We start from the raw sequence: 13241 nt of genomic DNA on the forward strand, positions 1-13241 counted from the left end.
ATGCAACCTTGGGTTTATTATGCGGTTAGCGGCGAAGCGCAGGGAAGGCGTAGCGTCCGGTTTTGGCGGCGTCGGCGGTGTAGATTTCGTAGAGGCGGCGGAAGGCGCTGCGATAGGCCGTGCAGATAATAAGCGCAGCGAGCGCTGCTACGACCCAGATGTACTGGGGGTGAGCCGACTTGTTGGATCTGAACCAGAAGATTTCGAACCAGACGACGGCGAAAAGCCCGAGGACTGAGAGAATGCTTGGAAAATTTCTCAGCCAGTTCAGAGAACGAGGCAGAGGAAGCGGGGCACCCAGTTTGTAAATCAGCATTTGAATGATGTGAGGCCCAGTGTCGATTTCCGGAAGACGGACGTAGGGGGCACTCGCTCCAAGACGTTTGGCACCGAAGAGGCCGCTGGTAACCTTTTGCAGCGGGGACGCGACCATGAAGGCGGGATCCTCTCCGCGAGGTGGAGACGGCCGGTACAATCTGGAGTCGCTGTACATCGATTGCGGGATCGCAAGGGGCAGTAGCGCGATCACTGTTCCGAGGGGCCAAATGGGAACGTCGTTGAGCAACCGGCCAAGCTGCAATCCTAGGTAGCTGAACGGCACAAGGCTGACGATTGCTGGTCTCAGGAGCTCGCGAAACCAAGACGCATCTGACTGATTTTCGGTGCGTTTGGTGCGGTTCCACATGCGACTGACAGTATCCGCGTAGCGCGGGTTTTCAAGGGGAAAAGATGAAAGAAGTCAAAAACGTATCGGGTTCGCCTGAGGCGCGTGAAGTCGTGCGCGAAATGATGGTGGCGTTTGAGGCGTTCAAGAGCGCCAATGACGAGCGCGTGGCGCAGATCGAGAAGAAGGCTGCGTCCGATACTCTGCTGGAAGAGAAGGTGGCGCGTATCGATCGGGCGGTGGTTGCGGCGCAGGCGAAGCTGGATCGTATGGCGTCGCAGGGGCGTCGTCCTTCGCTGGCTGGTGAAGGTGGCGAGGTGAACTCGGCTCCGGAGGCGAAGGCTGCGTTTGATGGCTATCTGAAGACGGGCTCGGTGGGTGGTCTGGAGATGAAGGCAGGCATTTCGACGGGCGCTTCGTCGGGTGGTTATGTGGTGCCGGCGGAGACGGAGCGTGCGATTGAGCGCCGTCTGATGGCGGTTTCGCCGATGCGGGAGATTGCCTCGGTGCGTACGGTCTCGGGAGGTGTGTTCAAGAAGCCGGTCTCGACGGCGGGTGTGGTTGCGGGCTGGGTCGCCGAGACGGCGGCACGACCGGAGACCGATCCGGCGACGCTGGCGCTGTTGGAGTTTCCGGCGGCTGACCTTTACGCAAATCCGGCGGCCACGCAGGCGCTGCTGGATGACGCGATGGTCGATCTGGACGAGTGGCTGGCGGGCGAGGTTGAGGATGCCTTTGCAGCCCAAGAGACATCGGCCTTTGTGACCGGTAATGGTACCAACAAGCCCAAGGGTTTCCTGAGCTATGACACGGTGGCTGATAGCGCCCATGAGTGGGGCAAGATCGGCTATGTGGCCAGTGGTGCGGCGGGTGCGTTTGCGACCGAAAATGCGGCGGATAAGCTGATCGATCTGATCTATGCGCCCAAGGCCCAGTATCGTGCCAACGGCCGCTTTGTGATGAACCGCAAGACGCTGTCGGCGATCCGCAAGTTCAAGGACAGCGAGGGCAACTACATCTGGGCTCCGGCGCAGCGTTTGGGCGAGACGTCTTCGGTGCTGGGTTATCCGGTGACCGAGATCGAGACGATGCCGGATGTGGCGGCGAACAGTCTGTCGATTGCGTTTGGTGACTTCCAGCGCGGTTATCTGATTGTCGATCGTGCGGGTGTGCGTGTGCTGCGTGATCCGTTCACCGCCAAGCCCTATGTGCTGTTCTATACGACCAAGCGTGTCGGCGGTGGTGTGCAGAACTTTGATGCGATCAAGGTGATGAAGATGGCGGCTTCTTAAGGCCGCGTCGGGTCGAGAAGGCAGAGCCTTCTGACCGCGGCCAAGCATGAAAGTGCCCTAGCGTTCGTGCCGCGGGCACGAACTGCTTGAGGGCGCCCGCCGGAGGCGGAAGGGCCGCGTCGGGTCGAGAAGGCAGAGCCTTCTGACCGCGGCCAAGTGTGAAGCGTAGAGCCAAAGGGCGGTCCGTGGGGGCCGCCCTTTGGCGTTCTAAAGGGGTGAACGATGGCTGCTGCAGTCTCTCTGGCGGAGGCCAGGGTGTTTTTGAGGGTGGAGCATGAGGCGGAGGATCAGTTGATCCAGACGCTGATTGATGCGGCGGTGGCGCGGGTGTCGGGGGAGGTGGGGTTGAGCCTGACTTCGACGTCGCCGGCACCGTTGAGGCTAGCGGTGCTGATGCTGGTGCTGCGGGCGTATGAGCGGGGTGAGCAGGCGATGGATGTTGCGCCGGTGGAGGCGTGGATTGCGCCTTATCGGGTGGTGCGCCTTTGAGGGTTTTAGCGACGGTTTGGCGGGGTGCGGAAACGCGCACGGCGCAGGGGGGCGTGGCGGTCTTCTATGAGGCGGTCGGGTCGGTTTGGCTGAAGCTGGGGGCGCGACGTCGGACGACCAAGGGCGAGGCGGAGGCTGCGGTGGTGGTTGAGACGCTGAGGGCCGAGGCGCGAGCGGATCCTAGGTTGGAGGAAGGTCTGCGACTGAGGTTTTCGGGCGCGGAGTGGTCGCTGGTGATGGTGGATACGTCGGAGGCTGCGGGGCGTGTGAAGCTGGAACTGGAGCGGGTGCGATGACGGATTTCGCGGGCGTTCTGGCTAAGGGCGTGGTGGCGGCGCTGTCGGCGGAAGCGGGGGTACAGGCGCTGCTGGGTGATCCGGTGCGTGTGTTCGATGCGGCACCCAAGGGGGCGGTGGCTCCGTATCTGGTGATCGGGCGCGGGGGCGAGGTGCCGCTAAAGGGCGATGGCGGGGGCTGTGAAGTCCTGCTGTCGCTGACGGGGGTGAGCCGGTTTGCCGGACAGGAGGAGGCGCGGGCCGTGGTGGCGGTGGTGCGCGAGGTTCTGGACGGACTGGCCGTATCGGATGGCGGCGTGACGGGTGTCGTGCGGGTGCGCGGAGCCGAGGTTTTTGCGGGCAGCGAGGGGCGGGTGTCTTACGGGACGGTGCGTCTTCGCGCGGTGATGGAGGGATAGATGGCGGTGCAGAGCGGGCGCGACATGCTGCTGAAGATTGCGGGCAGCGGCGGGACTTTTGTGACGGTGGCGGGTCTGCGGGCGCGCACGATTTCGCTGAATGCCAAGACGGTGGATGTGACCGATGGGGATAGCTCTGGGCGCTGGCGCGAACTGCTGGCCGGGGCGGGTGTGAAGTCTGCGGCGGTGTCGGGGCAGGGGATTTTCAGGGATGCGGCGTCGGATGCGCTGATCCGCGAGGCCTTTTTCGAACAGTCGGCCAAGCGTTGGCAGTTGGTGGTGCCGGACTTTGGTGTGCTGGAGGGGCCGTTCCTTGTCAGCGCGCTGGAGTATGCGGGCGAGCATGAGGGCGAGGCGAGCTTTGCGCTTTCGCTGGCCAGTGCGGGCGCGGTGGAGTTTTCGGCGCTGTGACCAATGCGGTGAGGGGCGAGGTCTGTGTGGAGTTGGCCGGAGCGCCGCGCCGTCTGTGCCTGACGCTGGGGGCGTTGGCGGAGATGGAGGCGGGGTTGGGCGTTGTCGGCATGGGGGCCTTGGCCGAGCGGATGGTGTCGATGTCGGCGGGCGATCTGATGGTGGTGCTGGCGGCCCTGCTGCGCGGGGGCGGTGAGGGGGAGTTGGCGGATCGGCTGGGGGCTGCGGCGGTGGAGCCTAGGTGCGCAGCGGAGGCTGTGGCGGCGGCGTTCAGGGCGGCGGTGTGACGGCGGATGCCAAATCCGCACATGTCTGGGGCGTGATGCTGAGGCAGGCGCAGGCGATGGGGATATTGCCCGAGGCGTTCTGGCGGCTGTCGCTGAGGGAATGGCGGATGCTGACGGAGAGCGCGGGGGGCGGTGGTGTGAGCCTGCCGCGCGGGGTGTTGGACGAGATGATGGAGCGGTGGCCCGATGGCGGACGAGTTTGACGGTTTGGGCGTGGCCACGGCTGAGGCTGCGGCGGCGCTGGAGGGGCTGAAAGAGCCTGCGCAGAAGGCGGCGGGGGCGATCGAGGAGGCGTTTTCGAAGGCGGGGGGATCGCTGTCGCGGTCTCTGATGCGGGCGGCCAAGGATGGCGAGGTCTCGATGGCCGAACTGGCGCGGGCGGTGATCGGGGCGATCAATGCCAGTGCAGGTGTGCTGGCCAAGAATGGCGGGCTGGGGGAGGCGCTGTCGGCGGCGGTCGGGGGCGTATTTTCGGGAGCGCGAGCTGATGGCGGCGCGGTTGCTGCTGGCGGGGCTTATCTCGTGGGGGAACGCGGGCCGGAGGTGTTTAGGCCCGGTGTTGGCGGGAGTGTGGAGCCGATGCGCGGCGCTTCGCCTGTCGTCGTCAATGTGATGGTGGATGGCGGGCCGCAGGCATTGCTGAGATCGGAGGCGCAGGTGGCGCGGATGATGGCGCGGGCGGCGGCGCTGGGGATGCGCTGAGCCTGCGGGGCCCTAGTGATCTGATAGGCGGTTCACTGTCTGCGAAGGGGAGCATGGGTGGATTCATTTGGACCTGACGAAAAAAGGGCAGCCGTGGCTGCCCTTTTCTGTGGTTGTGACCCGATTTAGAGGCCCTTGGGATTGGGGCCGTATTGGTTGGTGCCCGGTTGGCTGTCGGTGACGCCGATCCAGATCAGGAAGCCGATGCTGGTAACCAGCATGATCAGGACGCCGAGGCCGATGGCTCCCAGACCGCCTGCTGTGGCGAGCGCAGATGCGTCGCCGGTAGCAGCCGCCGCGAGGAACGCACCAGCCCCGCCGGCGAACATCACGAATGAGCCAATGATGACGCCTGCATAAGGGATGAGGGTGAGCCAGCCGGACTTGCCCATGTCATGCAGGCGTTTGACGGTGATGGCCACGTTCGGCCAGATGAGGGCCAATCCGATGACCATGTTGATCAGCGGAATGAAGCTGGTGACGAAGCTTACACCAAAGAGGATCAGGAAGCTGATCCAGAAGTCCTGACGGCGCAGGCGGCCATCAAACTTCAGTAGAGCATATTGCCAGTCGTAGCCGCTGCCGTTGAGGGCGGCGGCTGCTGTGCCGCCGGAAGCCGCACCGAAGGCCGCGGCAGGAGCCGTTGCCGTTGTCGCACTGGCGACTGCATCGCCGAGGATAACGATCTGGGTAGCGGTGGAGCCGGTGGGCACGAAGTCCACGGATTGGCCGACTTTGATTTCACTGCCGGTGTGGATGTCGTGACGGGCGAACAGGTAGGGCTGTCCGTCCTGACCCTTGATCGATCCGGTGCTTGAAACGGTGTCGTAGCTGGTGATCTCGCCGCGCAAATTCATCTCCTGAAGGAAATCGACGTCTGCCGAAATGGGGCGGAACAGTGGCGCAGGCGCAGGGGCACTGCAAGCTTAGGTTTAGAGGTATTTTCAATGTTTGATGAAGTACGTTTGCCCGCGCGCCTTGCGTTCGGGTCAACAGGCGGGATCGAGCGTCGCACCGAAGTGGTGGAATTGGCGTCCGGTCACGAGCGGCGGTCGACGCCCTGGGCGATGGGGCGCAGGCGTTATCTGATCGGCGCGGGCCTGCGTTCGCTGGACGATATGGCTGCGCTGACGGCCTTCTTCGAGGCGCGGCAGGGGCGGTTGCGCGGCTTTCGGTTCAAGGACTTTGCGGACTTCAAATCGTGCATGCTTTCAGGCGAGGTGACGCCTTACGATCAGGTGATCGGGACCGGCGGCGGTGACCTGAAATTGTTTTCGCTGGTTAAGGCGTACGGGGACATGGTTCGTCCGATTGTGAAACCCGTTGCGGAGACGGTGTGCGTGGCGGTTGATGGGGTCGAAACGCACAGCTTCAGCGTTGATGGAGCGAGCGGACAGGTGACGCTTTCGGAGGCACCGCCTGCGGGGGCTGTGGTGACGGCGGGGTTCTTGTTCGACACGCCGGTGCGGTTCGATACGGATCGGCTGGAGGTGACGCTGGAGAGCTTTGAGGCGGGACGAATGGCGGCGGTGCCGCTGAAGGAAATACGCGGGGCGTGAGCTGCGCGACGGGATGATGATGGGGAGCTGTTTGGCTCCCCTTTTTTGTGCTTGGGGGATCGATGCGGGAGTTGGAAGGGGCGCTGGCAGCGCGGATCGAAAGCGGGGCGGCGAGGCTGTGTCACGTCTGGCTGTTGGAGCGTCGGGACGGGGTGAAGCTGGGGTTCACGGATCACGACCGCGATCTGGAGTTCGAGGGTGTGGTCTGTCGGGCGGGAAGTGGCTGGACCCTGGGCAGTGGCGAGGCTGTGTCTGGAATGGAGGCGGGTGGTTGGTCGGCGTCGGGGGCGCTGGACGATGAAGCGCTTTCGGAAGCGGACATCCAGGCAGGGCTATTTGATGCCGCTGATGTCGAGCTGTGGCGCGTCGACTGGGCCGATGTTTCGGCGCGGGTGAAGCTGTGGGCTGGAACGTTGCGGAAAATCCGGCGTGAGGCGGGAGCTATTGTGGCCGATCTGGAAGGCCCGATGGCGGTGCTGGATCGCGTGGTGGGGCGAACATACGGGCGCGACTGTGACGCGGTGCTGGGGGATGAACGGTGTGGGCTGTCGGCGGAGGTGATCGGGGGGCGTCGGTGTGACCGGACGTGGAGAACCTGTGTTGAAGAATTCGCCAATGGTCTGAACTTTCGTGGGTTTCCGGATATGCCGGGCGCTGACTTTGTCCTCACGCGGGCGACGGGCGGCGTGCGCCGTGACGGGGCGAGTCGCCGATGAAGGGCGAGGCGATGGTGAAGTCGGCGAGGGGTTGGCTGGGGACGCCCTACCGACATCAGGCCAGCGAGAAGGGCGTGGGTGCGGACTGTCTGGGTCTGGTGCGCGGCTTGTGGCGTGAAGCTTACGGGGCGGAGCCGGAAACTGTGCCGCCGTATCGGCCCGAGTGGGCCGAAATGGGTGGCGAGGAGACGCTGTGGGCGGCGGCGAGGCGTTGGCTGGTCGAGAAGCCGCTGGAAGAAATGGCGATTGGCGATGTGCTGCTGTTCCGAATGGAGGCGGGGAGCGTGGCCAAGCACTGTGCGGTTCTGTCGGACGTATCGGGGCCGGAGCCGAGGATGATCCACGCCTATTGGGCGCGGTCGGTGGTGGAAAGCTGGATGGGGGCATGGTGGCAAAGGCGGCTGGTGGCTGTCTTTGGCTGGCCCGAGGGAGTGTAGGCGATGGCCAGTGTGACTTTGTCGGCGGTGGGCGGTCTGTTCGGCGGGGCGCCGATTGGCGGGATGCTGGGCCGGATGGTGGACGAGCGTATCGTCAGCAGCTTGCAGCCGACGCGACAGATCGGGCCGAGGCTGGAGAGCCTGAAGCTGCAAGGCTCGGCCGAAGGTGCGCCGATGGCCTGTGTGTTCGGGCGGGCGCGGGTGACGGGGCAGGTCATATGGGCTGCGCGGTTTTTGGAACACAAGCGAAAGGCGTCGGGCGGCAAGGGCGGACGTAAGACGGTCGACTATGGGTATTCGCTGAGTTTTGCGGTGGCGCTGTGTGAGGGCAAGATCGACGGCGTGGGTCGCGTTTGGGCTGACGGTATGCCGATGGACCTAACGGGCGTGACGTGGCGGTTGCACCGTGGTGGCGAGGGGCAGGTGCCCGATCCGCTGATCGAAGCGATTGAAGGGGCGGCTCCCGCCTATCGCGGGGTGGCCTATGTGGTGTTCGAGGATCTGAGCCTTGAGGCCTTTGGCGATCGTGTTCCGCAGTTGGCGTTCGAGGTGTTTCGTCGCGCGCGAGGAGATGAGCCGAGGCTGGAGGACCGGCTGGAGGGCGTGTGCCTCATTCCGGGGGCGGGCGAGTTTTGTCTGGCGGATGAGGTAGTGCTGAGGCGCGAGGGGTTTCTGCGCCACGTGCCGGAGAATGCGGGATCGGGGCTGGCGCGGCCGGACCTTGAGGTGTCGCTGGATCAACTGACGGCGCAACTGCCCAATGTGAAGCGGGTCAATCTGGTCGTGGGTTGGTTCGGGACGGATGCGCGGGCCGAACATTGCCGGATCAAGCCGGGGGTGGAGCGTCGGGACAAGCCGACCGATCCGCTGGAATGGGGCGTGGCGGGGCTGGACCGCGCCGGTGCGCACCTGATTTCGGATGTGGACGGGGCGGTGGCCTATGGCGGGACGCCGTCGGACCAGACGGTGCGGCAGGCTATCCGTGCGCTGAAACGGCGCGGGCTGGAAGTGGTGATCTATCCGTTCGTGTTCATGGATTGCGAGGGCTATCCGTGGCGCGGGCGAGTGACAGGGCGCGATGGTGCGCAGGCGGCGGCGGATGTGGCGGCGGTGTTCGGCACGGCCTCGGGATGGGGGCTGAGGCGACAGGCGTTGCACTATGCGAGGATGGCGCAGGAGGAAGGTGCAGACGGGCTGATTATCGGCTCGGAGATGCGAGGACTGACGCTTACGCGTGATGCGGCGGGCGGGTTTCCGGCGGTGGCGCAGTATCAGGCGCTGGCGGCAGAATGTCGGGCCGAGGCGGGGGCGCAGGTGAAGCTGGGCTATGCGGCGGACTGGTCGGAATATGCGGGCCTGAGGGATGGTGGGGAGGTGAGGTTTCACCTTGACCCGCTATGGGCCGATCCGAATATCGATTTCGTGGGGATCGACTGGTACCCGCCGATGGGGGACTGGCGTGAGGGCGCGGGCGGCGCGGATTCGGAAGCGTTCGCGGGGCCGTGGGATGCGGACTATCTGGCGCAGCAGGTGGCCGGCGGGCGCGACTTTGACTGGTACTATGCCAGCGCGGCGGATGAGGCGGCGCAGGTGCGCACGCCGATTGTGGACGGGGCCTATGGCGAGGACTGGGTCTGGCGGGTCAAGGACCTGAAGGGCTGGTGGTCGAACCGTCATTACGAGCGGGTGGACGGGGTGCGGGAGGCAACGCCGACCGCCTGGGTGCCGGGGATGAAGCCGGTGCGGCTGACCGAGTTTGGCTGTGCGGCAGTGGATCGCGGGGGCAATGCGCCCAATCTGTTTTCGGACCCCAAGAGTACGGAAAATGCCCTGCCGCCCTATTCAACGGGGGCCCGCGATGACCGGATGCAGAGGACGTTGCTGGAGGCGGTGCTGGGGCATTTCGATGATTCGGCCAACAATCCTCTGTCCGCGGTCTATGGCGGGCGGATGCTGGAAGGGGCGGACGCGTGGTGCTGGGATGCGCGGCCCTATCCGGCGTTTCCGGCACGGGGGGACCTGTGGGCCGATGCGGGGGCGTGGCGTACGGGGCACTGGCTGAACGGGCGTATGCAGGGTCAGGCGGCGGATGTTGTCGCGGCGCTGTTGAAACGTGCGGGGCTGGAAGACGGCGACTACCGCGTCGAGGGGATTGTCGGGACGGTTTCGGGCTTGGTGATTGACAGACCTATGACGACGCGGGCGGCGCTGGGGCCGTTGCTGATGGCGGTAGGTGCGGTCGCGGCGGACAAGAGCGGTAGGATCGTTGTGTCTGGAACCGGCGCTGTGGACGTCGAGTTCGGGCTGGACGCGCTGGCTATGCCGCAAGAGGGCGGGCCGGTGGTCGCGACGCGCGAACTGGTCGATCAGCCGCAGGGCGTGCGCGTGCGGTTTATCAGCGAGGCACAGGACTACAGCACCGGAGCGGTGATGGTGCAGACCGACTACGTGGTAGAGCGGGCCCAAGGCGCTGCGCCCTTGGGGCATGTGCTGGATATGGACCTGCCCATGGTGGTGGGGCCGGGTTTCGCTCGTTCGGCGGCAAGGCGGGTGCTGGAGGCGGTAAAGGCCGAGACGCTCACGGTACATCTGGGACCACTGGAGGCTTTGCGGCTGGAAGCGGGAGACAAGGTCTCGCTGGAGGGCCGTGACGGTGTCTGGCGCGTGGAACGGCTGGCCTATGAGGAGGAGGTGAAGGCCGAACTGGTGCCGTGGTTGGCACTGGACGAGGAGGACCTTGTCGAGGATTGGCGCGGCGGAAGCGGGGACGTTGAAGTCGTCGGTGCGCCCTGGTTCCGTGTGCTGGATCTGCCGGGACTGCCCGGTGAAGAGGATGATGCGCGAGCTGTTGTGGCTGTGGCGGCTGATCCTTGGTGGCCGATGGTGGTTCACGGTGGGGCGAGCGCTGAGGCGTTGACCGCTAGAGCGGAGATCAACGAGTCGGCCGTCGTTGGCGAACTGTTGTCGCCGCTGGGGGCTGGACCTGTGGACCGGTGGGATCGGGCTAATGCCGTTCGACTGCGATTAGGTGGAGGCTCTCTCCAGAGCCTAGGGGGCGGTGCGGTTCTGGATGGCGGCAATGCGCTGGCTATCGAGAGCGGCGAAGGCTGGGAGGTTATGCAGTTCCGTGATGCGCAACTGGTTGGCGAGGATGAGTGGGTTCTGACCAACCTCTTACGGGGCCGGTTGGGTACCCGAGCGGAAGCCGAGCGGGGAGCCGTAGTCGGGGCTGCTGTCGTGGTGCTGGGCCGCGATATGCCGCGTTTGACGGTGGACGAGGGTGAGCGGGGGCTGTCGAGGATTTGGCGTGCTGGTCCCAAGGGGCTGGCACCGGCGGGCCCGCGCATTACCCAGAGCGATGCGGTGTGGCGAGGACGTGCGTGGATGCCGTGGCGACCTGTTCACTTGCGGCTGACACAGGTTGAGGACGGGCTGAGGCTGACCTGGACGGCGTGTGTGCGCGGAAGTGGTGACGGATGGCACGATGACGACGCGGTGGCCGGTGTCGTGCGGTTCCGTGTGCGCGTGCTGTCAGGCGGGCAGGCGGTGCGCGAGTGGGAAGTAGAGGGGGGCGAGGCGCTCTATTCCACGGCTGATCTTGCTGCCGATTTTCCCGAGGGGATGGCCGGAGGTACGTGCTTTGGTGTGTCTCAATGGGGGGATCGATGGGGTTGGGGCGATGAGGCGTTAATCATCCCCTGAACATCAGGCTCTTCCGGAAGCCAGTCCGATGCCCTAACTGACGGGGGAGTGTTTATTAGAACCCCGGAGTGCAACGAGCGTGGCTGGTGATCCCTACAAGGAACTTGGCGTTTCCAAAGGCGCGAGTGCCGACGAGATCAAGAAGGCCTTTCGCAAGCTGGCGAAAGAACTGCATCCGGACAAAAACCCCGGAGACAAGGCAGCCGAAGAGCGTTTCAAGCGCGTAACCGGGGCCTTTGATCTGTTGGGTGATGCTGAAAAGCGGGCCAAATATGATCGCGGCGAGATAGATGCCGACGGGCGCGAGCAGTTCCGTGGCTTTGGCGGCGGCGGTGCGCGTGGTGGGCCGGGCGGCGGCTTCTCGGGCTTTGGCGGTTCGGGTGATCGCGGCGGCTTTGAAGATATCGACCTGTCGGATCTGTTTTCCGGATTTGGTGGGGGCGGGGCCGGTCGCGGTTTCGGCGGCGGCAAGGGGCAGGACATCCGTGCCACGCTGGAAGTCAGCCTTGAGGAAGTGATCGCCGGCACGACGCGTCGTATCCAATTCTCGGATGGTCGCATGGTGGATGTTGCGATTCCGAAAGGGGCATCGGACGGTCAGGTCGTTCGTCTGAAAGGGCAGGGCGCACCGGGTCGGACCCAGTCGGGCGATGCCATGATCGAACTGCGCATCCTCCCGCATCCGCTTTATCGCCGTGAAGGCGCGGACCTGCATATGGACCTGCCGGTCTCGGTACCGGATGCGGTTTTGGGCGGCAAGGTCACTGTGCCAACGCCTGAGGGCAAGGTGATGATGAGCATCCCCAAAGGCTCGAACTCGGGCAAGGTTCTGCGTCTGAAAGGGCGCGGGGCGTTCGCCGAGGGGCGTCGCGGGGACCTGCTTGCCAAGCTGATGGTGACGTTGCCGGAAGAGTCCGACGAGTTGCTGGAGCGCTTCGCCGAGGACTGGCGCAAAAATCGGCCCTACACGCCGGGCAAGTGATGGCTTATGGCAGGGCTGCGTCTCTTGGCGGGTGAGTCACGGGACGTTTGACCATAGCGCTAGTTCCGGGGCCGGATATGACTGCCAAGCCTGTAGTGAAGCCTGAACGTCCGTGGTTTTCAGCGGGGCCGACGGCCAAGCGTCTGGGCTATAAGCTGTCGGCGCTGCCGGAGAACCTGCAGGGGCGCGGTATTCGTGCGCCCGAGGTAGTCGAGCGGTTTGCCTATGGCCTGCGCCTGACGCGCGAGGTTCTGAACCCGCCTGAAGATTACGTCATGCTGTACACGCCGGGGTCGGACACCGGTGCTGTCGAGGCGGCGCTGTGGGGCATGTTGGGGCCAAAGCCGGTGACGGTGGTGGCCTATGAGAATTTCGGCCTGACGTGGGCCGAGGATGTCCGCGATCATCTGAAGCTGAACCCGACGGTGGTGAAGGCCCCGTGGGGAGAGTTGCCGGACCTGTCGCAGGTCGATTGGTCGAGCGATGTGGTGTTCCCTTGGAACGGGACCACCTCGGGCGTGAAGATGCCGGATGGCGACTGGATCGCTGCGGACCGCGAAGGTCTGAGCATTTGCGATGCGACGTCGGCGGCATTTGCCCAGCCACTGCCTTGGGACAAGCTGGATGTGACGACCTTTAGCTTCCAGAAGGCGTTGGGCGGCGAGGCTGGCATCGGCGTGATGGTGCTGTCGCCGCGTGCGGTGGCGCGTTTGGACGAGAATGTGCCGGCCTGGCCTGTGCCGAAGGTGCTGCGTCTGACGGGCAAGGACGGCAAGTTCGATAGTGGTCTGGCCGATGGCGTGGCGATCAACACCTTCTCGGTGCTGACGATCGAGGATTGGATCGACGCGCTGGAGTGGGCGCGCGAGATCGGCGGGCTGGATGCACTGATTGCGCGGACAAAGGCCAACTACGAGGCGCTGTCGGCATGGGTGGAACGGACGGACTGGATCGATTTTCTGCCGGAACGCGAGGACATCCGATCCACGACCTCGGTGTGCCTGAAGTTTACCGATGCACAGGTTTCGGCGTTGGATGACAAGGGCCAGAAGGCTTTTGTGAAACGGTTCAAGGCGCTTCTGGAAGGCGAGGGGGCGGTGTTTGACATGGAGCCGCACCGTAATGCGCCGCCGGGTCTGCGCCTGTGGTGCGGATCGACCGTGGAGACGGCCGATGTGGTGGCGGCAGGGCCGTGGCTGGAGTGGGCGTTCGCGACGGCGGTTAGCGAAATCGGCTAATGCTGCTTTCCAAGCGCGACAGCCGATGATTCAGGGGCTATAGGCTGCTACCGCGTTTTACTCGCGGA

16 protein-coding genes are annotated in these 13241 nt (G+C 64.7%); 14 read left to right on the forward strand and 2 right to left on the reverse strand.

Going from position 1 to position 13241, the window contains the following annotated elements:
* Positions 1–25 precede the first annotated feature (25 nt).
* Positions 26–685 carry a hypothetical protein gene (locus LOX95_RS06930; RefSeq protein ID WP_242913746.1) on the reverse strand — a complete coding sequence of 220 codons (660 nt, stop codon included), beginning with the start codon at positions 683–685 and terminating at the stop codon, positions 26–28.
* 44 nt (positions 686–729) lie between these two features.
* Between LOX95_RS06930 and LOX95_RS06935 the strand changes: the two genes are divergently transcribed.
* The 8 genes from LOX95_RS06935 (at position 730) to LOX95_RS06970 (ending at position 4539) form a co-directional block, all read left to right on the forward strand.
* Positions 730–1956 (forward strand): phage major capsid protein, encoded by a 1227-nt coding sequence (locus LOX95_RS06935; RefSeq protein WP_242913747.1) that lies wholly within the window; start codon positions 730–732, stop codon positions 1954–1956.
* A 222-nt stretch (positions 1957–2178) separates the two neighbouring features.
* Entirely contained in the window at positions 2179–2445 is a 267-nt protein-coding gene (locus LOX95_RS06940) for a head-tail connector protein (protein ID WP_242913748.1), read from the forward strand.
* 53 nt (positions 2446–2498) lie between these two features.
* Positions 2499–2741: a phage head-tail adapter protein gene (locus LOX95_RS06945; protein ID WP_242913749.1), complete on the forward strand. Its 243-nt coding sequence runs from the start codon at positions 2499–2501 to the stop codon at positions 2739–2741.
* Positions 2738–3139, forward strand: coding sequence for a DUF3168 domain-containing protein (locus LOX95_RS06950; protein ID WP_242913750.1), 402 nt, complete (start codon positions 2738–2740; stop codon positions 3137–3139). The genes LOX95_RS06945 and LOX95_RS06950 overlap by 4 nt, the downstream gene beginning before the upstream one ends.
* Positions 3140–3550: a phage major tail protein, TP901-1 family gene (locus tag LOX95_RS06955; protein ID WP_242913751.1), complete on the forward strand. Its 411-nt coding sequence runs from the start codon at positions 3140–3142 to the stop codon at positions 3548–3550.
* The gene (locus LOX95_RS06960) at positions 3547–3837 is read left to right on the forward strand and encodes a GTA-gp10 family protein (RefSeq protein ID WP_242913752.1); all 291 of its coding nucleotides are present in this window, start codon (positions 3547–3549) and stop codon (positions 3835–3837) included. Before LOX95_RS06955 ends, LOX95_RS06960 begins: the two co-directional genes overlap by 4 nt.
* Positions 3792–4040, forward strand: a complete 249-nt coding sequence (locus tag LOX95_RS14285; RefSeq protein ID WP_242913753.1) for a phage tail assembly chaperone — start codon at positions 3792–3794, stop codon at positions 4038–4040. The genes LOX95_RS06960 and LOX95_RS14285 overlap by 46 nt, the downstream gene beginning before the upstream one ends.
* Positions 4024–4539, forward strand: a complete 516-nt coding sequence (locus tag LOX95_RS06970) for a phage tail tape measure C-terminal domain-containing protein (RefSeq protein ID WP_242913754.1) — start codon at positions 4024–4026, stop codon at positions 4537–4539. Before LOX95_RS14285 ends, LOX95_RS06970 begins: the two co-directional genes overlap by 17 nt.
* 125 nt (positions 4540–4664) lie before the next feature.
* Here LOX95_RS06970 and LOX95_RS06975 read toward each other — a convergent pair whose 3' ends face one another.
* Positions 4665–5390: a DUF805 domain-containing protein gene (locus LOX95_RS06975; protein ID WP_242913755.1), complete on the reverse strand. Its 726-nt coding sequence runs from the start codon at positions 5388–5390 to the stop codon at positions 4665–4667.
* A 96-nt stretch (positions 5391–5486) separates the two neighbouring features.
* On the opposite strand from LOX95_RS06975, the gene LOX95_RS06980 reads away from it, so the two are divergent.
* The 6 genes from LOX95_RS06980 to LOX95_RS07005 all read left to right on the forward strand — a co-directional run bounded on the left by LOX95_RS06980 (position 5487) and on the right by LOX95_RS07005 (position 13173).
* Entirely contained in the window at positions 5487–6098 is a 612-nt protein-coding gene (locus tag LOX95_RS06980) for a DUF2460 domain-containing protein (RefSeq protein WP_242913756.1), read from the forward strand.
* A 62-nt stretch (positions 6099–6160) separates the two neighbouring features.
* Positions 6161–6814 carry a baseplate hub domain-containing protein gene (locus LOX95_RS06985; protein WP_242913757.1) on the forward strand — a complete coding sequence of 218 codons (654 nt, stop codon included), beginning with the start codon at positions 6161–6163 and terminating at the stop codon, positions 6812–6814.
* Positions 6811–7251: an NlpC/P60 family protein gene (locus tag LOX95_RS06990; RefSeq protein WP_242913758.1), complete on the forward strand. Its 441-nt coding sequence runs from the start codon at positions 6811–6813 to the stop codon at positions 7249–7251. Before LOX95_RS06985 ends, LOX95_RS06990 begins: the two co-directional genes overlap by 4 nt.
* A 3-nt stretch (positions 7252–7254) precedes the next feature.
* Positions 7255–10953 carry a baseplate multidomain protein megatron gene (locus LOX95_RS06995; protein WP_242913759.1) on the forward strand — a complete coding sequence of 1233 codons (3699 nt, stop codon included), beginning with the start codon at positions 7255–7257 and terminating at the stop codon, positions 10951–10953.
* Positions 10954–11032: 79 nt separating this feature from the next.
* Positions 11033–11935 (forward strand): DnaJ C-terminal domain-containing protein, encoded by a 903-nt coding sequence (locus LOX95_RS07000; protein ID WP_242913760.1) that lies wholly within the window; start codon positions 11033–11035, stop codon positions 11933–11935.
* Positions 11936–12012: 77 nt separating this feature from the next.
* A complete protein-coding gene (locus LOX95_RS07005) occupies positions 12013–13173 on the forward strand; it encodes a phosphoserine transaminase (protein ID WP_242913761.1) in 1161 nt (386 codons plus the stop codon).
* Positions 13174–13241: the final 68 nt, after the last annotated feature.

Source organism: Brevundimonas pishanensis, assembly GCF_022750635.1.
Lineage (GTDB): Bacteria > Pseudomonadota > Alphaproteobacteria > Caulobacterales > Caulobacteraceae > Brevundimonas > Brevundimonas pishanensis.